The organism is Acinetobacter sp. YH01003 (assembly GCF_013420525.1).
Taxonomy (GTDB): domain Bacteria; phylum Pseudomonadota; class Gammaproteobacteria; order Pseudomonadales; family Moraxellaceae; genus Acinetobacter; species Acinetobacter towneri.
This window is the reverse complement of record NZ_VOXY01000002.1, coordinates 41809-63956: the sequence shown is the minus strand read 5'-3', so window position 1 is coordinate 63956 and position 22148 is coordinate 41809. Positions and strand designations below refer to the sequence as shown.

Sequence of the window (22148 nt, the reverse complement as noted above, 5' to 3'; positions counted from 1 at the left end):
AAAGCGTATGATCGGCTTCCCAATTTAATATGGAACATTGGTGAGAGAATAGTCACGTTATGCAGAAGCAATTGGCTTGAATTTTCCCTCAACATCTCCATCTAAAAGAGTAGCGACACTGCTCATTTCCATGATCAACCGAAAGGAACAGCGTAATGGCAAAGAAAAAACAGCCTGAGCTTATTCAGCATAACTTTGTGGCCAAGCACATGCACGAGGTCAACAAAAGTCAGGTTTTTGTAGACCGTAAGAAAAATGCCAAACGAGGCTATAGCAAACACAAACAAGGGCGATATTCCGATGATTATCGCCCTTGTTGTTTTTGGAGTGAATGGTGTGTTGCTTGAGGCTTAAACTAAGTTTTATGGAGATACGATACGTGTCGCTAGTTTCACCATATCGCCCAAGCCATGGGTTTTAAAATAATATTCCATCAGACTTTTCACCATCAGCGGATTATTCATTTTTAACGCCTGATCTAATAAATGTTGCGCATCGGTCATCGGTACATGACAAATTGCTTTACGCACCCGCAAGATATTACTTGAACTCATCGACAGGGTATTAAAGCCCATTGCCATCAGAATTACCGCAGACAGCGGATCTCCTGCCATTTCGCCACAAACGCTCACAGGCTTGTCATATTTATGACATTCTTTCACCAAGCGGGTTAAGGCGCGCAGTACTGCAGGATGAAAGTGTGAATAGACGTTGGCCACACGCGGATTGTTACGATCCACTGCCAATAAATACTGGGTTAAATCGTTTGATCCTACCGAGAAAAAATCCACCAACGGGGCAAATTCATCAATTTGCAGCAGCACACTCGGTACTTCTACCATAATGCCAATTTTCGGTTTGGTGATTTTAACCTGTTCTTCTTCCTGCACTGCTTGCAAGTCACGATCTAGCAAATACAAGGCTTCTTCAACCTCGCTGACACTGGTGATCATTGGCAGCAAAATATGCAGATTATTCAAACCAATACTGGCTTTGAGCATGGCACGAATTTGCGAAGAAAAAATTTCAGGATGATCTAGCGTGAAGCGAATCCCGCGCCAACCCAAGGCTGAGTTTTCTTCTTCAATCGAAAAGTACGGCAAGTCCTTGTCTGCGCCAATATCTAGCGTACGCATCACCACAGGTTTGTTGGCAAAGTGACTGAGCTGTTGGCGGTAAATAGCACGCTGTTCTTCTTCGCCCGGGAAACGGTCACGTAGCATAAATGGAATTTCAGAACGATATAAACCAACACCTTTAGCACCGCGTTGTACGCCACGCACTACGTCAATCATCAAGCCTGTATTGACATACAATTTTACCGCTACGCCGTCAGGGGTAATGGCATCTTTGGTTTCATATTGCTTGAGGTCTTTGGCAATCTGTTCTTCTTCTTTTTGAATTTCTTTATAGCGCGTCCGCATGCGACGTGGCGGGTTGATAAACACCCGACCTTGGTGCGCATCTACAATCATTTCCACATCGTCTAGGCTGTTGATGGGCAATTCAGTTACGCCAACTACGGTTGGAATACCCAAAGCACGTGCCACAATGACCATGTGAGAATTCATTGCGCCTTCGGTGGTAACAATCGCTGCAATTTTATCGACAGGTAGTTCTACCAAAGCTGCTGTGGAAATTTCTTCGCCAATTAAAATACTTTCATCGGTCAGTTCACGGTGACTGGCATCGGCTTCTTGTAAAGAGGCGAGAATACGACGCCCTAAATCTTTCAGGTCAGAAACACGTTCGCGTAAATAGTCATCTTCCATTTGCGAAAATAGGGCAATGTGATTGTCAATTACAATACGCACTGCACCTTGTGCCCAGTTACCTTCACGAATCAGTTCTTTAATTTCTGCAGGCAGGGCATTTTCATCCAACATGCGTAGGAACACACTGAATAAAGCGCGTTCTTCTGCCATTAAGGCATCCTGCATTTTGTCATCTAGTGCCTGAATTTCTTGACGCACTGCATCTAGTGCGTTGTCTAGTAATTCTAACTCTTCACTAATGTCTTCAGCTTCACGATCAGGTACAGCCGCCAAATCTGCAGGTGGATACAGAATTACCGCACGACCCAGTGCAATCCCGCCCGAACCTGATACGCCCTGAAAGGTTTTGTAGGCAGGCAGGTTGTTGGGTTTGCGGAACACATCAATGTTGCCCACGGCATGCGCATGCGCAATGACACCTGAAAGCTGAGCACAAAGTGTGACTAAAAAGGATTCTGCGGCTTCAGAAAAGTCTTGTTTGTCCTTGTTTTGCACCACAAGAACGCCCATAACTTTACGACGATACATGACAGGCACGCCAAGGAAGGAATTATAAATTTCTTCGCCTGTTTCGGGTAAATACATGAAGCGTTCGTGTTTGGGCGCATCGTTTAGGTTGACAATTTCTTCACGTTGTCCGACTAAACCGACCAAACCTTCACTGGTATGTAATGACACATGCCCCACGGACTCAGGATTTAAACCCTTTGATGCCATGAGCAAGTAGCGTTGATTGCGTTCATCTAACAGGTAAATAGAGCAGACATCCACATGCATGGCTTCTGCGACCTGATTGACCATAATATCGAGTGATTCATGCAAACTGGTGGACGCATTGATTTCTTGTACAATGCGTCTAAGGGTATCCAGTTGCATGTTCGACATACGCGCTACTCCATATTCCAATCAATGATTTGAGGTCAGTTTTACACCACAGATGACCCTATAACAATAAGCTAAAAAATCTACATCTTCATGCAAATTTTAAGGTTTTTTCAGGGGCAATTGATTGCACAATTCCACCATCGCTTTACGGTAGACGTCACGTTTAAAATTGACGACCTGACCAAGCGGATACCAGTAACTGACCCATTGCCATTGATCAAATTCGGGTGGGTCTGACAAATTCAGCCGAATATGATGCGCTGACGCTGTCAGTTGCAATAAAAACCACTTCTGTTTTTGACCAATACATACGGGATCTGAATCCGTGCGTATATACCGATGTGGCAAACGATAACGCAGCCAACCCTTAGTTTGCGCGATAACTTGGACGTGTTCGGGCAGTAAGCCAACTTCTTCTCTCAGCTCACGATAAAGTGCCTGTTCAGGGGTTTCTCCATATTGGATACCTCCTTGCGGAAATTGCCATGCATTGTGACCAATGCGTTTTGCCCATAAAACTTGTCCAAACTCGTTTGCCAAAATGATCCCGACATTGGGTCGGAAACCTTCTGAGTCGATCATTTGGCTACCTAAATATTGTTTAATTTATGACTTTGCACTCGGGGATGATGATTTCTTTTCTCCAACTCGAAAACGCAAAGTGTAAATAATGTTAAAATTGCTATGATCTTAACGAATTTCTATCGACTAGCGGAGATAGATTTACAATTTTTTTCTTAAATTTCAGTTTTTACGAGTATTTTCATGAAATTGGCGCTATTTGATCTCGATCACACCTTGTTAAATACTGATTCAGATCATTCTTGGGGTGAGTTTTTGGTAAGTGAAGGCTTGGTTGATCCTGTTCGCCATCGCGCCATGAACGACAAGTTTTATGAAGACTATAAGGCAGGGCAGCTCGACCCAATTGCATATAACGAATTTGTATTTGAATTTTTAACTCAGCACAACAATCAATACCTGACCGAATTGCATGAATTATTTATGCAAAAGGTGATTCGTCCGCAAATGCGTCCTGAAGGTTTTAAAGCAATTCAGCGTCATCAGGCTTTAGGACATGAATTGGTGGGCATCACCGCAACTTCTGACTTTATTACAGCACCTATTTTTCGTGAATTTGGCATTACTGAAATTATTGCCACCAATGCGGAAGTAGTCGATGGTAAATATACAGGCAAAGTGATTAACACCGCATGTTACCAAAAAGGCAAATTAGTGCGTTTGGAGCAATGGCTAGAAGGCCGCGATGTGACTGAGTCTTGGGCGTATTCAGATTCCATTAACGACCGTTTCTTGTTGGAATATGCAGATCACGCCATTGCTGTAAATCCTGATGCACGTTTACAGGCTTTGGCTGAAGAGCAAGGTTGGGATGTGCAGGACTGGTCAATTTAAGTCTGAATTTTTTTGAGGTGTTGCTACTTTGGCTTTTACTAGCTTATTGATTTGTTTTTTGTTTTTATTTATTGCAATGTTGGATTATGTCATTCATTTTTAGAATAGGCATGCTAAGGTAAGACAAGAATTAAAAATGATCAGGAGTGAAAAAATGAGTGGTGTACGCCCAAGAATGACACATTTATTTGAACAACTGGGTTTGGATGCCAGTGAAGCTGCGATTCAGCAATTTATTGAAACGCATCAATTGAATGCAGAAACAACAATTGCCGAGGCAGAATTTTGGACGGAAGCACAGCGTCAGTTTATCGTCGAAAAAATGAAATCGGATGGTTCATGGGCAATTGTGGTAGACCAATTGAATGAATCTTTGCATGAAGATTCGGTGAGTCGTTAAGACTTCACTTGTGTCCAAGTTGAGCCAATAAAAAAACACCCTCAGTACAATCGTGTCTGAGGGTGTTTTTCATTCAAAAGAAACGATTAATCTTTTAGTGTTTCATCATCTCAATCAATTCTAAAACAGCGCGTGATTGCGTTCGTCCCGGATGCCATACCATGCCCAATTGACGGTTCATTTCTAAGTCAATATCTAACTGTTGTAAGTCTTGATTGACCAAAGTTTTAGGTAAAACAGACCATCCCAAACCAATTGACACCAACATCCGAATAGATTCTAGCGGATTATTGCTCATGGTGACTTTAGGTTTAACACCTTGCTTTTCAAACTCTGCCAAAGTGATTTGACTGGTATAGGTTTGCGCGGCAGGCAACAAACTAGGGTAGGCGAGTAAATCGGTCAATTGCAGGTTTTTCTGATGTGCAAGCGGATGAAAAGATGCGACCACAAACACCAATGGATCATTCCAAATGGTGACATAAGACAGACGTTCATCTAATTTGGGCGGTAAGGTCAGAAAAGCCAGTTCTAAATCGCCCGCCAAAACTTGTTCATGCGCCTGTTCGGAATCGACAAAATGCACATCTAGCGTGACGTTGGGAAATTCCTGCACATATTCACGCAAATGATTGGGTAAATGGTGCAAACCAATATGATGACTGGTGCCGATTTTCAGTTTGCCTTGAACCTGTCCTTGCTCATGACTGAGAGTGTGGTGAATATCGCCCAGTTCATTCAGCCAGTTTTTGACTTTGGGTAATAATGAATGTGCTGCATGCGTGGCTTGCACTCCACGACCTGCTGATTCAAACAGTTTCACGCCAAAATAGTCTTCTAGGCTGTGAATGCGTTTGGTCACCGCAGGTTGGGTAATAAATAACTGATCTGCTGCCAAAGAAATAGAACCTGTTTCCATGACTTTTACAAAGGCTTCAAAGGCTGCAAGATTCATTTGAACCATCCATAAAGATTTTTTATTACTGTGCTTATTATTTAGAAAAAATTAGAATTAATCAAAACAAATTCTACTTATTTTGAAACTATGCGTTTGGGATGATCTTGTGGAGATACAGTAGAGATAAAAAAAAGATCATCGTGGGCTGCAACCAAGATGATCTCAAACTGAAATGGAATATTCACAAGCAGAATCTATAAAACCATTAAGCGATAATTTTAGAATCTTGCGTTTGTGCTTTCTTTTCCCAAATCCGCTCGTGAATGAAATACGCAACAGCTTGTACTGTCGGTTCGACCAAACTTAAGGTAATGGCCATCCAAATATTGCCTGTGACTATATAACCGACCACCATCGCCACGGTGATGTGCATGATGTAGTAGCTTAAAGTTTTTTTGAACATGCGTTGATTGTTGGCGACAAATTTTTGAATATGGCTCATGTGAATACTCCTTCTGCTGCTTTGACCGTTTTCTGTGTGGATAGCTAAAGGATAATTATTCTTATTTAATTTGTAAAAACGAATAATTTTGTAATTTTGATTGGAAAATTAGATTTTAATAGAAAGATTATAAGGTCAAAATTTTAAGCATCTATTTGTTTTTGCTTATAGGCAGGTCGTGATGAATCAATAAAAATTATTTTGCTAGAAATTCCTAAAAGTTTTTAAATTAATAAAAATGATAAATTAGATTTATACAAATTCGCGGTTATAATCAAATTAATGAAAAAATTACCCAGTCCAGTGGAGTAGATCTGACATGGCAGGCGAAAACCAACAAGCACAAAATCCAGCTGCAAAAACTTTGTACGACAAATTGTGGGATGATCACTTGGTCACTCAACGTGATGATGGCTCGGCTTTATTGTATATCGACCGTCATTTATTGCATGAAGTGACTTCTCCACAAGCCTTTGAAGGTTTGCAACTTGCAGGACGTAAGCCGTGGCGTTTAAGTGCCAACGTGGCAACGCCTGACCATAACGTACCAACGTCTAAGAAAGAACGTGCAGACGGTATTGCAGGTATTGAAGATGATACCTCACGTATTCAGGTACAAACTTTAGATGACAACTGTAAAACCTTTAACGTGGTGCAGTTTGACATCAACGACATCCGTCAGGGGATTGCGCACGTGGTTGGGCCTGAGCAGGGCTTAACTTTGCCAGGTATGACCGTAGTTTGTGGTGACTCACATACAGCGACTCACGGTGCATTTGGGTGTTTAGCGCATGGTATTGGGACCTCTGAAGTTGAACACGTATTAGCAACCCAATGCTTAGTTCAAAAGAAAATGAAAAACATGCTAGTGCGTGTAGATGGCAAATTAGGTCAAGGTGTTACACCGAAAGATGTCGTTTTAGCGATCATTGGTAAAATTGGTACTGCAGGCGGTACAGGTCACGCGATTGAGTTTGGTGGTCAAGTATTCCGTGATATGTCGATTGAAGGACGTATGACAGTATGTAATATGGCGATTGAAGCAGGCGCGCGCGTAGGTATGGTCGCTGTGGATGACAAAACCATTGAATACGTGAAAGGTCGTAACTATGCACCAAAAGGCGAGCAATGGGATGCAGCAGTTGCTTACTGGAATACTTTACACTCAGATGAAGGCGCGCACTTTGACACCGTAGTGGTATTACAAGGCGAAGAAATTGAGCCGCAAGTGTCTTGGGGAACTTCACCTGAAATGGTCATTCCAGTATCACAAGCCGTACCAACTTTAGAGCAGGCGAAAGATGATGTACAGCGCAATGACTGGACGCGTGCTTATCAATATATGGGCTTAACTGCAGGTCAGTCTTTGGCAGATATTCAATTAGACCGCGTATTTATTGGCTCATGCACCAACTCGCGTATTGAAGATATTCGTGCAGCCGCTGAAGTGATTAAAGGTCGTAAAGTTGCAGCAAGTATTAAACAGGCGATGGTGGTTCCAGGTTCTGGTTTAGTTAAGCAACAAGCGGAACAAGAAGGCTTAGACAAAGTGTTTGTAGAAGCAGGCTTTGAATGGCGTGAACCAGGTTGTTCAATGTGCTTGGCAATGAACGCAGACAAATTGCAACCGGGTGAACACTGTGCATCGACTTCAAACCGTAACTTTGAAGGTCGTCAAGGTAACGGTGGTCGTACCCATTTGGTGAGTCCAGCAATGGCAGCTGCGGCAGCAATCGCAGGTCATTTTGTAGACGTACGTTCATTCTAAGTTATGCCTTCATCCCAGCCTTCTCTCAGAGAGATGGCGTTCCCTCTCGCTATAGCAGAGGGCAAGGGAGAGATTACGGATTCAGTGAGAATTAAACATGAAAAAATATACCGTTGAACAAGGTATCGTTGCACCATTAGACCGTGCCAATGTCGATACAGACTTAATCATTCCAAAACAGTTTTTGAAATCTATCAAACGTACAGGTTTTGGCGATAACTTATTTGATGAATTGCGTTATTTAGATGAAGGTTATCCGGGTCAGGACAACTCAAAACGTCCGATTAATACTGAGTTTGTATTGAATCAGCCGCGTTATCAGGGTGCTTCAATCTTAATTTCACGTGCCAACTTTGGTTGTGGTTCAAGCCGTGAGCACGCACCTTGGGCATTGAATGAATATGGTTTTCGTACCGTTATTGCACCAAGTTTTGCCGACATTTTCTTCAATAACTGCTTTAAAAACGGCATGTTGCCTGTGATCTTGTCTGAAGAGCAGGTTGAGCAATTATTTAAAGAATGTGCGGCGACTGAAGGTTATCAATTAACCATCGACTTGGACGCACAAGAAGTACGCACACCAAGCGGTACGGCATTTAAATTTGAAGTAGATCCATTCCGTAAACACTGTTTATTGAATGGTTTAGATGATATTGGTTTAACATTACAAGCAGCCGATGACATTCGTGCTTATGAAGAGAAAACTAAGCAGTCGCGTCCGTGGGTTTTTGCCGAAATTCAGGCATAAATTCTCTGAAATTTGTCATAGCATCGCTGCCTAACTCTTGCTAACATCGGCACATAATAATTTTTATATTTTGTATCTAACAGGTGAGGTTAGGGGCGAACAATGACTAAAATTTTCGGTCGGCTTGCTGTCATTGGATTATGTATCACCACGCTAAGCGCATGCCAAACGTGGAATACAGCACGCATTAAACAGGTGAAAGAAACTGAACAAAGCAAATCCAATGCATTGATTTACTGTGCGGGTACAGATGAATGTGAGTTTGAGCGTTTAAATACGGTCACAATTGTCGATGCAGAAAAACATCGTGTTACACGTGCTGCCATTCAGGAGGGTTTAGTGCGTTTACAGGAATCATCCTTAAATAAATCCAATGCCTTGTATTTATCTGTACCGCCTAAACAACATGAATTGGTGATTCGCTTTTATCCCATTTCTAAAGATCGTGCAGAAAAACTGCATGTAATTCATAAGTTTAATGCCAAGCAAAAATATACCTTTAGAATGTATCGTGATCGAAGTCGTACTAAAGGCAGCTTATTAAATGTGTCTGCGCCAGATCCTTTATGTGTAGATTTGGTGCAAAACAACAAAACCATTCGACGTTTTTGCAAACCCTACAATGTCTTAAATGGCTTGGGTGAGTTTGTAGAACAAAAAATTTAATCCCACAGTCTTTGACTGTCATGAACAATGGAAACTCTCATGTCAAAACATATTTTGATTTTAGCTGGTGACGGCATTGGTCCAGAAATTGTGAAAGCTGCTGAACAAGTGCTGACACGTGTCAATGAAAAATTCAATTTGGGTTTGACTTGGGAACAAGGTTTATTGGGTGGTTCTGCAATTGATGCACATGGCGAACCGTACCCAGCAGTGACATCTGAGCAAGCGAAAAAAGCCGATGCAATTTTATTGGGTGCAGTTGGTGGTCCAAAATGGGACAACATTGAGCGTTCAATCCGTCCAGAGCGTGGCTTATTAAAATTGCGTTCAGAACTCAATTTATTTGCTAACTTACGTCCTGCAATTTTGTATCCACAATTGGCAGATGCTTCAAGCTTAAAACCTGAAATCGTATCAGGCTTAGATATCTTAATCGTGCGTGAATTGACAGGTGGTATCTATTTCGGTCAGCCACGTGGTATCCGTGAATTAGAAAATGGTGAAAAACAAGGTTTTAATACCGACGTATATGCTGAGTCAGAAATCAAACGCATTGCAAAAGTAGCGTTTGAAATGGCGAAATTGCGTGGCGGTAAAGTATGTTCGGTGGATAAAGCCAACGTACTGGAAGTGACTGAATTGTGGAAGCAAACCGTGACTCAGTTACATGCAGAACAGTACCCAGAAATCAACTTGTCGCACATGTATGTCGATAACGCAGCGATGCAATTGGTACGCGCGCCAAAACAATTTGACGTATTGGTGACAGGTAACTTGTTTGGTGACATCTTGTCTGATGAAGCGGCGATGTTGACAGGTTCTATTGGTATGTTGCCATCTGCATCTTTAGACGAAAATGGCAAAGGTATGTATGAGCCTTGCCATGGTTCAGCGCCAGATATCGCAGGTCAAAACTTGGCAAACCCATTGGCAACCATTCTTTCTGTGGCAATGATGTTACGTTACACCTTCCGCGAAGAAGCGGCAGCAAAAGCCATTGAAGATGCAGTAGGCAATGTATTAGATCAAGGTTTACGTACTGCCGATATTATGTCTGAAGGCATGAATAAAGTTGGTACTGTTGAAATGGGTCAAGCAGTCGTTACGGCACTCAACTAAAAATTTAAGCGATTTAACCTATCGCTTACAGCTCAAAATCAAATCATTAAACGCAGTCTTCGGGCTGCGTTTTTTTATTGGTTTTGTACTTTCAGAGTGTTTTAGCTAGGAGACTTAACAGCGTTGTCCCGAAACATACACTGCGGTAGCAATACCCTGCTGTAGGCGAAAATACAAATCACAAGTCAGTGCAACATCGTAACTTTCATGACTCGGGATACCGATATTTAACGGAACAGCACCAATACCTGTAGTGGGATGCTGCGCCATAGGGATCGGAACACGTACAGGACGAATGATACGGTAATGTAGCAATTGAGGGGTAGCTTGAGCTGTACCAAGCTGTTGATAGCCAATTTGGCTTAATTGCAAATGGGTCAGGATATATTGGCTAGATTGACCAATAAATTGCTGTAAATACGCATCGCGGTTTAAAGTGGAATGCGGTGGATTACTACTACACGCCACTAAACTGAGCGCAAAAAGACCTGTTATACAAGCAACGCAGGATCGAAATAACATGCTTTTTCTCCCTTGCTCAAAACTTTATTGTAGAAGGCAATGCAAGAAAAGAATGTGGTGATTCGATAAGCGGCGGGGACGAATTAAAGGCTAAACAGAATTTTTTTAAGTGAACGTAAAAAAGCCACTCCGAAAGTGGCTTTAGCTTACTCTAAAACTTAGCGTGCGCGGTAAGTGATGCGACCCTTGGTTAAGTCGTAAGGTGTCATTTCAACTTTCACACTGTCGCCTGTTAAAATACGAATATAGTGTTTACGCATTTTACCAGAAATGTGAGCAATCACTTCATGACCGTTTTCTAAACGTACACGAAACATAGTATTAGGAAGCGTTTCGGTGACAACGCCTTCGAACTCGATGAGTTCCTCTTTATTGGCCATAGCCTACCTGAGTATCAAATTGGAAAGGCGCAAATTATAGGCAATTTTTCTGAAAAAAACAAGATGCTTTACCCTATACACAGCGCATCTGTTAGTAAAATAAGCGAATCATCGGTTTATACTTTTTCTGTAAAAATGGGCTTGGGTAGGTTGTCAGTTCGGTCAATCGCAGTTAATCTAATTTCAATCTTTTTAAGTATAAATGAAGTACATACAAGGAAGGTTTTTGCGTGGGTCAGCTAACTGATGCATCGGTTGTATTGCGTTTAGGCTACCAAGCGATTCGTCGTGCGGGGTTGCCAACCGAAGATATTTTAACAAAAGCAGGTGTGGCCTTAAATCAGGTCGAAGCCAATGAACGTACGCCTTTAAATGCACAATATGCGTTTTGGGTTGCGGCTGAGGAAGTCAGTAAAGACCCTGATATTGGTTTACATCTGGGGGAACATTTGCCACTTTATCGCGGGCAGGTGATTGAACATTTGTTTATTTCTTCAGAAAACTTTGGTGAAGGCCTAAAACGCGCTTTGGCTTATCAACGCCTGATTAGTGATGCTTTTGATGCCAAATTGGTGGTGGAAGATGGACGCTGCTATTTAACCAATGGCGTGCAGCCGTGGTCGGAAAATATCGTCAATCGTCATTTTTCTGAATGTGCCATGTCGGGTGTTTTACGCTTCTTTAAATTTATTACTGAAGGTCGTTTTCAGCCTATTTATATCGACTTTAACTTCAGTGATGGCGCTGCAGATGATGAATATTTTCGGGTCTTTGAATGTCCTGTGAGTTTGGGGCAGAAAGAAACGCGTTTGTATTTTGATCCGAGTATTTTGGATTATCCACTATGGCAGGCAGAACCTGAGTTATTGCAATTACACGAACAGTTGGCATTGGAAAAGCTGCAGGAGCTGGCGCGTTATGACTTGGTTGGTGAAGTACGCCGTGCCATTGGTTCAACTTTAGAAAGCGGTGAAACGACATTGGAAACAGTAGCGGCGCAATTGAATATCACGCCACGCCGTTTGCGTACCCAATTGAGCGAAGCCAATACCAGTTTTCAGCAAATTCTGTCCGATTATCGATGTCGTTTGGCTAAACGATTATTATCGAATACCAATGAAAGCGTGGAGCGGATTGTGTACTTAACGGGTTTTTCAGAGCCAAGTACTTTTTATCGTGCTTTTAAACGCTGGACCAATGAAACTCCAGTGGAATATAGAAAACGTAAACAGCGTTAAGTTTGAAAATTTAAAACCTTTCCTAAACAGAATCCTCCCTAAATCCCCCTTTTTCAAAGGGGGGGACTTTCGTTTTTAACGCCTCGAAATGGAGCTCCTCTCTTTGGAAAAGGGAGGTAGGGAGGGATTAAATTATTCCGGCATGTTTAACCAATGTGGCCCTAAAGGAACTTTCGGTAAATCATACTGTTCAGGATAATGTGCCTGAATAAAATACAAGCCATCTGGCGGGGCAGTAATTCCTGCTGCTTTACGGTCTTGAGCTGCAAAAATTTGGTCAATATGTGCAATGTCATACAAACCTTGCCCGATCTCCAATAGACAACCCATGATATTGCGAACCATGTGATGCAAAAAACCATCGGCTTGAATATCTAACACTAAATAATTGCCGTGACGAATTAAGCGGCAATGGCTGACATGACGGACAGGCTGATTGGACTGACACGCTGCGGCACGAAAGCTTTCAAAATTATGTGTCCCTTCAAATTTCTGCGCAGCCGCAATCATTTTATCGACATCTAAGGGATAATAAGCGTGAGTGACTTGTTTGTGCAGCAAGGCAGGGCGTTGTGGATTGTTATACACGACATAGCGATAACGCCGTGCCTGAGCCTTAAAACGAGCATGGAAGTCCATATCCATCGTTTTAATCCATTGAATTGCAATGTCTTTGGGTAGTTGGCTGTTGGCACCCATCAACCAACCGCGTTCAGGGCGAATGGCATGCGTATCAAAATGTGCCACCATATTGGTTGCATGCACGCCTGCATCGGTACGTCCTGCACCATGTAAAATAATGGGTTCATCGGCAATTTTGCTCAGAACTTTTTCAATGGTTTCCTGCACACTAGGTACGCCTGCTTGCTGGGTTTGCCAACCCCGATACCGAATGCCACAAAACTCAATTCCGATTGCAAAACGCTGCATAATCACCTCAAATCACACTGAAGACTGCCAATGCGCATACCACTGTGCAAGGCTGTCGTATTGTAAATACATTTTTAAGGCTTTGGCATAAAGATCTGCGTGACTTTGGCAATCACTGATTAAAATTTTACTGTCCTGTAACCACTGGCTGATCGCATAGCGTTGTTGCATGCCACCAAAAGTGACTTGGGTGGTGAGAATCACGGCACATTGTTGAGCTTGTAAGGCCTGAATTAACTCAATCACTTCGGCATTGACGGCCATATTGCCTGTACCATAACTCTGTAAAATGAGGCAGTGTGGTGGCTGTTGCTGTAAGGCTTTTAAATTATCGACCAAAGCGGAAATGGCAATTGGCTGTAACATCCAGTTCAGGCAGTTAAAGTGCTGGGCTTTTTCAATATGTTGAGTGCTAATGTTGAATGCTGGCTCATTCTGCGATTTGTTCTCCGTGTAAACCAAAGCAGACTGACCTGTAAATGCATTTAACTCGGTGGTGTGTTGTTTCAGTGCCGTTGCGGCATGAATCAGTTGCTGATGGAAGGCCAGATATACTCCCTGAGTCACTTGATGAATCTGTTGTAAAGCAAAATTTAGGTTGTCCAAGGCATCACTAAATTCACGGGTATCTGTGCCTTGTGCATTGAGTAAGGGATATTGGCTACCCGTGAGAATGACATGGGTACTTTGCGCTAAAAAACGTGCCAAGACTGCGCTGGCATAGCTGAGGGTGTCGGTGCCATGTAAAATAACGAAATGTTGAAAATCATCGTGTTGTAATTTTTGAATATATTGAATGAGCTGTAACCAGTCTGCGGCTGTGCAGGCACTACTGTCTTTAATGACAGGGGCAACAAAGCATTCAATCTCTAAATTTAGGGGTAAGACCTGTGCCAAGCGTGGCAGAAATTGCTCCGCAGGCATTGGGCTTAGTGGTTCACCGACACAGCCAAAAGTGCCGCCCATATAGATTAACGCAATTTTTTTCATCATAAAAAAAGCAGCCAAGAATGACTGCTTTATCTTAATCTGATTTGAATTAAGAAGCGATTTGATTCAGTAACTGATCGGCACGTTGGCGTTGTTCAGCAGAATAATTTGCGCCTTGTTCGCTAAGTAAAGCTTTCGCAGCATCATAAGCGCCCAATTCCACATATTGGCTCGCCAAGTCTAAATTCAACTGAATTTCATCTACTTGAGATAAGTCTGGGAATGATTTCACCAATGGATCATTTAGATCAACATCTGTGCTGACAACGGTTGCAGCAGGTTCAAGTGCAATACTTGGTGCAGCAATGACTTCAGGTTCAATTGCAGGCTGAAGGTTGGTTTCCTCAGCAGGCGCACTGTCAAATGTGAAATTAAAATCAGGCGTTGCAGGTTCAGCTTTTGCTTCAACCGCAGATGCGCTTTCTGGTGTAGAAAAATTGAAGTCTAGACTTGGGGCTTTGACTGAAGAAGCTTCATTGACTGTTGATTCTGGGGCTGTTGTTTCAGCTGGACTTGGTGTTAAATCAAACGTGAAGTCGAGCGGTTTAACTTCCTCTGCAGGGCTTACACTTGGTTCAGCTGTAATTGCAGGCGCTTCAGTTTTTGCTTCTGCTGCTGTGGAATCGAGTGAGAAATTAAAATCCAGTGCAGCAGGTTCTGCTTTGACTTCAGGTTCGGCTGCTTTTTCTACAACAGGTGTAGCTGCAGGGCTGAAATTTAACGATGAGGTGTCAAATTCTAAAGCTGCTTCAGGTTCTGCAGTTTTATTTGAGGTCAGTTCGTGCTGTAACTGGTCAAAAGAAGCCGTTTGATTTGGCGTACTCACAGGTGCAGTAAAATCTAAGCTGCTTGGAGCTGCTGTCAGCGCTTCATTTGCTGATTTTTCAGCAATATCTTCATGTGCATGACTGGCTTTTTTCGCTTCAGCTTGTGACAGAATATCGTCAAGCTCTAAAGAACGTAAATGATTCAGCAATTGATCAATTGCAAATTCATCTTTTTGTTGTAAATGAATATCAAGCAATAACAAATACAAACCATGCAATGAGTTATCACGTTTTAATGCTTGGTTAATTTGTGCTTCTGCAGCAAAGAAATTACGTTCTTTGATCAGGTTTTCAATGTTGGTTTGGATTTTTACAGGAACAGGGGTAGAGTGTTGTGGTGTTGGAACAACCTCTTCAACCACCACCGATTTCTGGGCAACTTTTTTGGTAGTTGTGGTTTTCTTGGCACTGGTTTTGGCTGGCGCTGCTGTTTTCTTGTTGCTTGGTTCGGCTTCTTTACTTGCTTCACGCTTTTTCAAGAAAATTGCGATCACCAGTAATAAAATAAACGGAATCACATAAATCAGCATGTTTATACCCCTTGAGGATGTGGTCCCTGTTTGACCTTATCCCAAAAAAATCATTGTGTGTAACATTTAGTGTTTTGGCTTATTTGCGGCTTGTTGTTTTTGCAATTGTTGTTGCAGTTCAGCAAGGCGCGCGTTGAGTAATTGAATTCTGTGATCCTTCTGACGTAATGCCAATTCTAATTCTGTTACGTTTCTCTGTAATTTAACGGTTTTCTCACGGGATGTCATAACTTTTAATGACAAGTCACCCGAAGTTTGTGTGGATTGTGTGTTCTTCTTGGCAGAACCGTGGGTGGAGTCCTGTTGATTCTCTGCCACGAGGCTCATTTCTGCTTGATTTAAACGATATTTGGCTTTGCCTGATTGTGGTGTACTGGCCGTTTCTGGTTTTGGAATTGCGGCTTTTTTCTCTGTTTTAGAGTTAGCTTGTGCATGTAAATTTAAGGTCGCACCACGACGTAAACGATTGGCATCGCCTTGAATAAAAGCATGCTCATTATTGGCTTTAATTTGTTGCATCACTTCGGCAACAGGGCGATTGTTTTCGCCCGCAATGCGTGAGGCAATGGCCCATAATGATTCATTCGATTGCACCACGTGTTGGGTATTGACTGCAGGCATGGCTGTGGCAGGGCTTGGTTTAGCCTGTGCAGCCGCTGTTTGTGCAGGCTTTTTCACGGCAGCAGCAGGCTGAGTTTGTGCCAGTTGCTTCGTGCGTTGCTGTTCAGCAAATTTTTGTACCAATGGATCAGCCGATTGTTGTGCAGTGACTGACGTAGTCGCTGTAGATGCTGTCGGTGTTGGGTTGTTATTTGTTTTTGCTGGCGCTGCTTTTGGAGCAGCAACAGTCGTATTTTCACTCGCTGCGCTACGGCTTGGCGCAGTTTGAATCACTGTTACTGCTTGATGGTTTAACGCAGGCGGTGTATTGCGTTTAATGGTTAGCGGTGCTTCAAAAGCCTGTTGTTCAATTGCTTTGGGTGTTTCAACCTGATAGGCCGTACTTACAGGTAAATTTAAAGCAATATCTTGCTCATTGACAATCATAACAGGCATTAAAGCTTGTTCATTGCTACGTTGCATAGCGGCCAATGGCGCAGGTGCACTGCGTTTTAATGGGGTGCGAATATGTTGCAGGCGGGTTGCATTGCCTTCTTTAATTTTGACCACAATATTCAACTCAGACTCGGTTAACGGTCGAGATGAGGTAATGGTGATAACCCCTGTACCATTGCTGTTACGACGTGTAAAAAAGTTAAGATGACCAGGCGGACGGTGACTCGCACCAATCGACATCAGATCTTCTGCCGTAGCTAAACTGACATCAATCGCTTCATTCACATTCGATTGACGAAAGTTGATTTCGGCATAGAGCAATTCCCCAGTTGTTGACTGAATTTGAATCGGGTCAACATTCATTGCATACATTTGCTGTGAAGCCAAAATAGATAAAATGGCGATCTTTAATTTGTTATATACAGTCATCTTAATTGTTAGCTCGGTCATTTATCGCAAGGCGAAAAGGATAGAGTAGCGAGTTGTATGTCGATTGTAAAATATTAACACGTTGATTACATAAAAAAGCCAGTCAAATTTGACTGGCTTGTTGAGTTTGATCACAGAATCCAAAATGATTCAGTGCTCAAGACGAGGCTTAAGCATTTTTGTAATCAATTAAGATGCGTAACATGCGACGTAATGGCTCTGCTGCACCCCAAAGTAATTGGTCACCTACAGTGAATGCACCAAGGTACTCTTTACCCATGTTCATTTTGCGTAAACGACCAACAGGTACTGTTAAAGTCCCTGTAACTGCAACTGGGGTAAGATCGGTCATTGATGCTTCGCGTGTATTTGGTACCACTTTTGCCCATTGGCTTGATTGACGAATCATATCTTCAATTTCGTTCAATGGAACGTCTTTTTTCAGCTTCAATGTGATTGCCTGAGAGTGACAACGCATTGCACCAATACGTACACAGTGACCATCAATAGGAACAATCTGCTGATTGCCTAAAATTTTGTTGGTTTCAACCTGACCTTTCCATTCTTCTTTTGACTGACCGCTTTCAAGCTGTTTGTCGATATATGGAATGAGAGAACCCGCTAAAGGCACACCAAAGTTTGCCGATGGGAAACCTTCGCCACGTTGTAATTCGGCAATTTTAGAGTCGATGTCTAAAATTGGTGAACGTGGGTCATCCAACAAGTCTTTGGTGTTGTTATACAAGTAGCCCATGCCTGTGATCAGCTCACGCATGTTTTGCGCACCTGCACCAGAAGCTGCTTGATAGGTCATTGAGGTTGCCCATTCCACCAAATTGTTTTGGAATAATGAACCCAAGCCCATCAACATGAGTGAAACAGTACAGTTACCGCCCACAAATGTTTTGGTGCCATTCACCAAGCCATCTTTAATGACATTCATGTTGACTGGATCAAGTACGATAATCGCTTCATCATCCATACGTAGGGTAGATGCAGCATCAATCCAGTAACCATTCCATTCTTCAGCTTTAAGCTTCGGGAAAACGGCGGAAGTGTAATCACCACCTTGACAGGTAATAATGACATCCATTTGCTTCAGACTTTCAATATCTGTTGCATCCATAAGTGCTGGGGCAGTCTTACCACCAAACGCTGGTGCTTCACCGCCAGCATTACTGGTAGAGAAATAGAATGGCTCAAAATGAGCAAAATCATTTTCTTCAACCATACGTTGCATAAGGACGGAACCCACCATCCCGCGCCAACCGACCAGACCTACTTTCATGTCACTTTGCCTCGGTGCGTTAAAAAACAATAAAGGAATATAAGTCTATCAAAAGGGGACGCAACTGCAAGCATTACATGAACAAAACATGAGTATTATTGAGTGAAATCTCTTGTTTGTGTTACATACAAAATTGATAACTTTGGTTTTCATGTAAAAACGACAAAAAATACAAAAGAGTAAAGCAAGATGATTTGGGTAAAAGGGCTTGCAATATTAGTCATTTGGTTAAGTTTTTGGTCACTGATTCCACGTGATGAATGGTGGATTCGGGGCGCAGATTTTCCACGTTTACAGATCTTGGTTTTAGGCATCATTGCCTTTGTTTTGCTACTGATTTGGGAGCAGACGTGGGATGTGTCTAGCCAAGTGATTTTAATTGGACTGATTGCGGCTTTGGCTTATCAGCTCAAAATGGTCTTGCCCTACACCTTGCTGTGGAAAAAACAGGTCAAACAAGTTCGTCCAGAACAGCTAAATCCTGAAAAACAAATTTCATTAATCGTGTCCAATGTTCTGACACCGAATCAGAAATATCATCTGTTGATTGAACATATTCAAGCTTTAAAACCAGATTTAGTGTTGACCTTAGAATCTGACTTGGCATGGCAGCAAGCCTTGTCTGTGATTGAAGTCGACTATCCTTATCGGGTCGCTGTGCCTTTAGATAATTTATATGGCATGCATTTATATAGCCGTTTGCCGTTACAAAACAGTGAGATCAAATTTATTCTGAGTGATGAAATTCCATCTATTCATACCAGTGTGATTTTGCCTTCGGGGCAACCAGTACAGTTGTATTGTTTGCATCCCAAACCTCCGAGTCCGACTGAAGCCAAAGATTCAGTTTTAAGAGATGCCGAATTGTTGATTGTAGGCGATCAAATCAAAGATCTAGATGAAAGTTGTATCGTGATGGGGGATTTAAACGATGTGGCATGGTCGCGGACTACACGCTTGTTTCAGCGGATCAGTGGTTTGCTCGACCCGCGCGTTGGACGGCACTATATCAATACCTTTCATGCCGATTATCCTTTATTGCGTTGGTCATTAGACCACGTTTTTCATAGTACTGATTTTGCATTGGTGGATATGCAGCGTTTATCGCATATCGGTTCAGACCATTTTCCTGTGTATGCGGTATTACAAACTGGACGGGTGTTTGATCGAATTCAAGATGAATTACCTCAAACCGATGCCGATGAGCAAGAAGCTCAACAGGCGATTCAGGAGGGGATTGAAAAAGCAGAGCGAGAAGAAAAACTGGTGACCGATGAAATTGCACAACCGTATAAAGCACAGGATAAATCGGTTTAGAAATTAAACGAAAAGTGTACGAAATGGCTTACACGGATTTAGGCACATGACGCATGGTTTATTCTGACTGATCTGGTTAAGATTAATTCATCAGCACAAGGACTCGGGAACGGAATATCCCATTAAGGAAGACGACGCTGACGGATAAACATCAAGGATATGATGTAGGTAAGGAACGCCATACAATAAAATAACAATAAGTTTTGAAAGCACAACCTCATGAGCCCGAGTTTTACAGGATGTAGAACTCGGGCGATGATTTTTTAGGGCTTATTTTTTCATTCTCATTGTTTTAAACAAATTAAATTTCAATCAGCTCGATTCAGTTTTAAGGCTTTAGGTGTGTTTTGACTGCAAAACTTGCTGATATAAATCTAAGGTTTGATGACACATATCTGCCAAGCTGAACAATTCAACAGGGGTGACACTTTGCGGTATTTCCAGATGCAATTGCACTGCATTGAATAAAGCCACTTGGTCATCTGCTGCGATGAGCCCTTGCGGATACAGTTGTGACAAAATTTCAGCCACACCACCACGGTTCCAGCCAATCACAGGTGTTCCTACAGATAAAGCCTCAAGTGCAGTGCGTCCAAAGGTTTCCGCCTGATTGGAAAGTGAAAGTACAATATCGCTAAACGCAAGCCACTCGCGAATGTCAGAACGGTGTCCAACAAAGGTTATCGCTTCGGTCAGATGTTTATCCCGAATATTGCGTTCCAGTTCCTGTAAATAAGCTGCTTTTTTAACATCTGCACCGCCTACAACAACAGCATGAATCTGTGGATACTGGGTTTTTAATTTCGCAATTAGATCAATCAATGTTTCATGACCTTTTAAGCGGGTGATACGTCCCGGCAAACAAATTAAAAACTTATGTTCAAGTTCGGGGAAATCTTGATAGGTTTGTTGCATCCATTGTGCCGAAGGTTGATACCCGTGCGGAAATGCAGCAGGGTCAATTCCACGATAAATACGGACAATATCTTCAGGTGGACAGTTTTGATAATGATCACGAATGTATTTGACTACACTGTCAGAAACTGCGATCACTTTTTCCGCTTGGGTCATAATTTGGCTGTAACGGTTAACTGAATAAAAACCATGTACAGTTGAAATTAAGTGTGGACGTTTTTCGGCTGGAATACCTTTTAGGGAAAAATGAGTTAGCCATGCAGGTACGCGGGAACGTACATGCACAATATCAGGTTGATGTTGCATAATCAGTTGGCGTAAAGGACGGATTTGCCACAAGCTTGATAATGATTTTTTGTGGATGGCTAACTTTAAATGAGTGGAACCTTCAGCTTCGAGTTGGTTAACCATCCGTCCGCCATTCGACACCACCAATGACGTATGTCCTTGAGCGACCAAGGCTCGGGCGATTTCGAGCGTACCGCGTTCTACACCGCCACTGTTTAATTCGGGTAATAACTGCATGACTTTCATGAATCTTTCCTTCTGCCGTACAGATTAGTAAATACTGTCATAACCTTCGGGGCGGCTCTTAAACCGACGATGAAACCACATATATTGGGTAGGAGCGATCCGTAATTGCTGCTCAATAATGAAATTGGTGCGCGTTGCATCTGCAACTTCATCTGCGCTTGGGAAATCCAGCAGTTCAGGTTCAATCAAGACTTTATATTGAGGGTTGGAAAGCTTGCCTGTACGGTAAAAATATAACGGAATTGCTGCGGCTTTGGTCATTTTAAGTAAACGACGATGCGCTGTAACTGTCGCTGCAGGTACGCCAAAAAACGGTGCCATAACACCTTGTTTTAAACCAAAGTCCTGATCTGGGCTATACCAAATGGCACGACCATTTTTTAAGTGACGGATTAAACCACGCATGTCATCGTGGTCAATTTGATGACCGTAAATGGTGGCGCGACAACGGTAAATCAGCATGTCCAGTAATGGATTGTTTTGTGGACGATAGACCACATCGGGGTCAAAATATTGCGCACAGACATAGCCGCCTGCATCTAGCAGAGTAGAATGTGTACCTAACAATAAAACCCCGCGACCATCTGCTTGGGCTTGCTGAATATGTTCTAAACCTTCAACCTGAGTACGTCCTTTAAACCACTGTGGACAGTACCACGCATTTAAGGTTTCAAATACGCCCAGCATTTGATCAACAAAGACTTGGCGAGCATTTTCATGTACTTCAGCCTCGCTCCATTCAGGAAAACACACTTCCAAATTGCGTAACGTAGTTACGCGACGTGACTTCATGCTGTTAAAGGCAAGATTGCCTAAAAGCTGCGCCAAACGATACTGAATCGCCCACGGCAAAATGGCTAAAATCATCAGGCAGACAATGCCAATCCAGATGCCCCAATATTTTGGCAACAGGAAAGACCATTGAAATTCGCCTGGTTGATATTCAGTGTGTTGACTCATAATGACCGTGTAAAGTGTTGTATCGTTGCAGTTTAGCACGAACCGATTTTAAAAT

Annotated in this window: 22 protein-coding genes; 9 read left to right on the top strand and 13 right to left on the bottom strand. The window is 42.5% G+C overall.

Going from position 1 to position 22148, the window contains the following annotated elements:
• Window positions 1-155: 155 nt before the first annotated feature.
• A complete protein-coding gene (locus FTT70_RS03690; RefSeq protein ID WP_004976081.1) occupies window positions 156-347 on the top strand; it encodes a hypothetical protein in 192 nt (63 codons plus the stop codon).
• 15 nt (window positions 348-362) lie between these two features.
• Here FTT70_RS03690 and ptsP read toward each other — a convergent pair whose 3' ends face one another.
• Together ptsP and FTT70_RS03680 are read right to left on the bottom strand one after the other, a co-directional pair.
• Window positions 363-2660 carry a phosphoenolpyruvate--protein phosphotransferase gene (gene ptsP, locus FTT70_RS03685; protein WP_004976082.1) on the bottom strand — a complete coding sequence of 766 codons (2298 nt, stop codon included), beginning with the start codon at window positions 2658-2660 and terminating at the stop codon, window positions 363-365.
• A 99-nt stretch (window positions 2661-2759) separates the two neighbouring features.
• Window positions 2760-3242 carry an RNA pyrophosphohydrolase gene (locus FTT70_RS03680; RefSeq protein WP_004976084.1) on the bottom strand — a complete coding sequence of 161 codons (483 nt, stop codon included), beginning with the start codon at window positions 3240-3242 and terminating at the stop codon, window positions 2760-2762.
• Between the two features lie 183 nt (window positions 3243-3425).
• Here FTT70_RS03680 and FTT70_RS03675 point away from each other — a divergent pair, with 183 nt between their 5' ends.
• A complete protein-coding gene (locus FTT70_RS03675; protein WP_136144728.1) occupies window positions 3426-4076 on the top strand; it encodes an HAD family phosphatase in 651 nt (216 codons plus the stop codon).
• Window positions 4077-4230: 154 nt separating this feature from the next.
• Complete coding sequence (locus tag FTT70_RS03670) at window positions 4231-4476, top strand: DUF2789 family protein (protein WP_004976087.1); 246 nt, start codon at window positions 4231-4233, stop codon at window positions 4474-4476.
• A gap of 94 nt (window positions 4477-4570) precedes the next feature.
• On the opposite strand, the gene FTT70_RS03665 is transcribed toward FTT70_RS03670, so the two are convergent.
• Both FTT70_RS03665 and FTT70_RS03660 read right to left on the bottom strand, forming a co-directional pair.
• Window positions 4571-5431: a LysR family transcriptional regulator gene (locus tag FTT70_RS03665; protein ID WP_004976089.1), complete on the bottom strand. Its 861-nt coding sequence runs from the start codon at window positions 5429-5431 to the stop codon at window positions 4571-4573.
• Window positions 5432-5639: 208 nt separating this feature from the next.
• Window positions 5640-5876: a DUF2061 domain-containing protein gene (locus FTT70_RS03660; protein WP_004976091.1), complete on the bottom strand. Its 237-nt coding sequence runs from the start codon at window positions 5874-5876 to the stop codon at window positions 5640-5642.
• A 319-nt stretch (window positions 5877-6195) separates the two neighbouring features.
• Here FTT70_RS03660 and leuC point away from each other — a divergent pair, with 319 nt between their 5' ends.
• From leuC to leuB, 4 genes are all read left to right on the top strand, one after another.
• Complete coding sequence (leuC, locus tag FTT70_RS03655; protein ID WP_004976092.1) at window positions 6196-7644, top strand: 3-isopropylmalate dehydratase large subunit; 1449 nt, start codon at window positions 6196-6198, stop codon at window positions 7642-7644.
• 97 nt (window positions 7645-7741) lie between these two features.
• A complete protein-coding gene (gene leuD / locus FTT70_RS03650; RefSeq protein ID WP_004976094.1) occupies window positions 7742-8392 on the top strand; it encodes a 3-isopropylmalate dehydratase small subunit in 651 nt (216 codons plus the stop codon).
• A 102-nt stretch (window positions 8393-8494) separates the two neighbouring features.
• Window positions 8495-9058: a hypothetical protein gene (locus FTT70_RS03645; RefSeq protein WP_179994958.1), complete on the top strand. Its 564-nt coding sequence runs from the start codon at window positions 8495-8497 to the stop codon at window positions 9056-9058.
• Window positions 9059-9097: 39 nt separating this feature from the next.
• Window positions 9098-10177, top strand: coding sequence for a 3-isopropylmalate dehydrogenase (leuB, locus tag FTT70_RS03640; protein WP_004976098.1), 1080 nt, complete (start codon window positions 9098-9100; stop codon window positions 10175-10177).
• Between the two features lie 114 nt (window positions 10178-10291).
• Here leuB and FTT70_RS03635 read toward each other — a convergent pair whose 3' ends face one another.
• Window positions 10292-10699, bottom strand: coding sequence for a hypothetical protein (locus tag FTT70_RS03635; protein ID WP_004976100.1), 408 nt, complete (start codon window positions 10697-10699; stop codon window positions 10292-10294).
• Window positions 10700-10857: 158 nt separating this feature from the next.
• Complete coding sequence (gene infA / locus FTT70_RS03630; protein WP_001284370.1) at window positions 10858-11079, bottom strand: translation initiation factor IF-1; 222 nt, start codon at window positions 11077-11079, stop codon at window positions 10858-10860.
• Between the two features lie 230 nt (window positions 11080-11309).
• Between infA and FTT70_RS03625 the strand changes: the two genes are divergently transcribed.
• A complete protein-coding gene (locus tag FTT70_RS03625) occupies window positions 11310-12317 on the top strand; it encodes an AraC family transcriptional regulator (RefSeq protein WP_004976104.1) in 1008 nt (335 codons plus the stop codon).
• 132 nt (window positions 12318-12449) lie between these two features.
• On the opposite strand, the gene truA is transcribed toward FTT70_RS03625, so the two are convergent.
• The 5 genes from truA to asd all read right to left on the bottom strand — a co-directional run bounded on the left by truA (window position 12450) and on the right by asd (window position 18367).
• The gene (truA, locus tag FTT70_RS03620) at window positions 12450-13247 is read right to left on the bottom strand and encodes a tRNA pseudouridine(38-40) synthase TruA (protein WP_154321070.1); all 798 of its coding nucleotides are present in this window, start codon (window positions 13245-13247) and stop codon (window positions 12450-12452) included.
• Between the two features lie 12 nt (window positions 13248-13259).
• Window positions 13260-14240 (bottom strand): asparaginase, encoded by a 981-nt coding sequence (locus FTT70_RS03615; protein ID WP_004976109.1) that lies wholly within the window; start codon window positions 14238-14240, stop codon window positions 13260-13262.
• A gap of 46 nt (window positions 14241-14286) precedes the next feature.
• The gene (locus tag FTT70_RS03610) at window positions 14287-15594 is read right to left on the bottom strand and encodes a fimbrial protein FimV (RefSeq protein ID WP_180061988.1); all 1308 of its coding nucleotides are present in this window, start codon (window positions 15592-15594) and stop codon (window positions 14287-14289) included.
• A gap of 66 nt (window positions 15595-15660) precedes the next feature.
• Window positions 15661-17079, bottom strand: a complete 1419-nt coding sequence (locus FTT70_RS03605) for a FimV family protein (protein ID WP_228153767.1) — start codon at window positions 17077-17079, stop codon at window positions 15661-15663.
• Window positions 17080-17248: 169 nt separating this feature from the next.
• A complete protein-coding gene (asd, locus tag FTT70_RS03600; protein WP_180168298.1) occupies window positions 17249-18367 on the bottom strand; it encodes an aspartate-semialdehyde dehydrogenase in 1119 nt (372 codons plus the stop codon).
• A gap of 189 nt (window positions 18368-18556) precedes the next feature.
• Between asd and FTT70_RS03595 the strand changes: the two genes are divergently transcribed.
• On the top strand, window positions 18557-19684 hold the full coding sequence (locus tag FTT70_RS03595) for an endonuclease/exonuclease/phosphatase family protein (RefSeq protein ID WP_180168297.1): 1128 nt from the start codon (window positions 18557-18559) through the stop codon (window positions 19682-19684).
• Between the two features lie 336 nt (window positions 19685-20020).
• On the opposite strand, the gene FTT70_RS03590 is transcribed toward FTT70_RS03595, so the two are convergent.
• Window positions 20021-21133 carry a glycosyltransferase family 4 protein gene (locus FTT70_RS03590; RefSeq protein WP_004976117.1) on the bottom strand — a complete coding sequence of 371 codons (1113 nt, stop codon included), beginning with the start codon at window positions 21131-21133 and terminating at the stop codon, window positions 20021-20023.
• Between the two features lie 24 nt (window positions 21134-21157).
• Window positions 21158-22093 carry a lauroyl acyltransferase gene (locus FTT70_RS03585; RefSeq protein WP_180168296.1) on the bottom strand — a complete coding sequence of 312 codons (936 nt, stop codon included), beginning with the start codon at window positions 22091-22093 and terminating at the stop codon, window positions 21158-21160.
• Window positions 22094-22148: the final 55 nt, after the last annotated feature.

Coding starts and splice junctions, on each gene's coding strand:
- truA (WP_154321070.1), bottom strand. CDS start 13,247: ATGCAGCGTTTTGCAATCGGAATTGAGTTTTGTGGCATTCGGTATCGG.
- FTT70_RS03670 (WP_004976087.1), top strand. CDS start 4,231: ATGAGTGGTGTACGCCCAAGAATGACACATTTATTTGAACAACTGGGT.
- FTT70_RS03605 (WP_228153767.1), bottom strand. CDS start 17,079: ATGACTGTATATAACAAATTAAAGATCGCCATTTTATCTATTTTGGCT.
- leuC (WP_004976092.1), top strand. CDS start 6,196: ATGGCAGGCGAAAACCAACAAGCACAAAATCCAGCTGCAAAAACTTTG.
- FTT70_RS03680 (WP_004976084.1), bottom strand. CDS start 3,242: ATGATCGACTCAGAAGGTTTCCGACCCAATGTCGGGATCATTTTGGCA.
- FTT70_RS03645 (WP_179994958.1), top strand. CDS start 8,495: ATGACTAAAATTTTCGGTCGGCTTGCTGTCATTGGATTATGTATCACC.
- asd (WP_180168298.1), bottom strand. CDS start 18,367: ATGAAAGTAGGTCTGGTCGGTTGGCGCGGGATGGTGGGTTCCGTCCTT.
- FTT70_RS03660 (WP_004976091.1), bottom strand. CDS start 5,876: ATGAGCCATATTCAAAAATTTGTCGCCAACAATCAACGCATGTTCAAA.
- ptsP (WP_004976082.1), bottom strand. CDS start 2,660: ATGTCGAACATGCAACTGGATACCCTTAGACGCATTGTACAAGAAATC.
- infA (WP_001284370.1), bottom strand. CDS start 11,079: ATGGCCAATAAAGAGGAACTCATCGAGTTCGAAGGCGTTGTCACCGAA.
- FTT70_RS03610 (WP_180061988.1), bottom strand. CDS start 15,594: ATGCTGATTTATGTGATTCCGTTTATTTTATTACTGGTGATCGCAATT.
- FTT70_RS03675 (WP_136144728.1), top strand. CDS start 3,426: ATGAAATTGGCGCTATTTGATCTCGATCACACCTTGTTAAATACTGAT.
- FTT70_RS03590 (WP_004976117.1), bottom strand. CDS start 21,133: ATGAAAGTCATGCAGTTATTACCCGAATTAAACAGTGGCGGTGTAGAA.
- FTT70_RS03665 (WP_004976089.1), bottom strand. CDS start 5,431: ATGAATCTTGCAGCCTTTGAAGCCTTTGTAAAAGTCATGGAAACAGGT.
- FTT70_RS03585 (WP_180168296.1), bottom strand. CDS start 22,093: ATGAGTCAACACACTGAATATCAACCAGGCGAATTTCAATGGTCTTTC.
- FTT70_RS03595 (WP_180168297.1), top strand. CDS start 18,557: ATGATTTGGGTAAAAGGGCTTGCAATATTAGTCATTTGGTTAAGTTTT.
- leuB (WP_004976098.1), top strand. CDS start 9,098: ATGTCAAAACATATTTTGATTTTAGCTGGTGACGGCATTGGTCCAGAA.
- FTT70_RS03690 (WP_004976081.1), top strand. CDS start 156: ATGGCAAAGAAAAAACAGCCTGAGCTTATTCAGCATAACTTTGTGGCC.
- leuD (WP_004976094.1), top strand. CDS start 7,742: ATGAAAAAATATACCGTTGAACAAGGTATCGTTGCACCATTAGACCGT.
- FTT70_RS03635 (WP_004976100.1), bottom strand. CDS start 10,699: ATGTTATTTCGATCCTGCGTTGCTTGTATAACAGGTCTTTTTGCGCTC.
- FTT70_RS03615 (WP_004976109.1), bottom strand. CDS start 14,240: ATGATGAAAAAAATTGCGTTAATCTATATGGGCGGCACTTTTGGCTGT.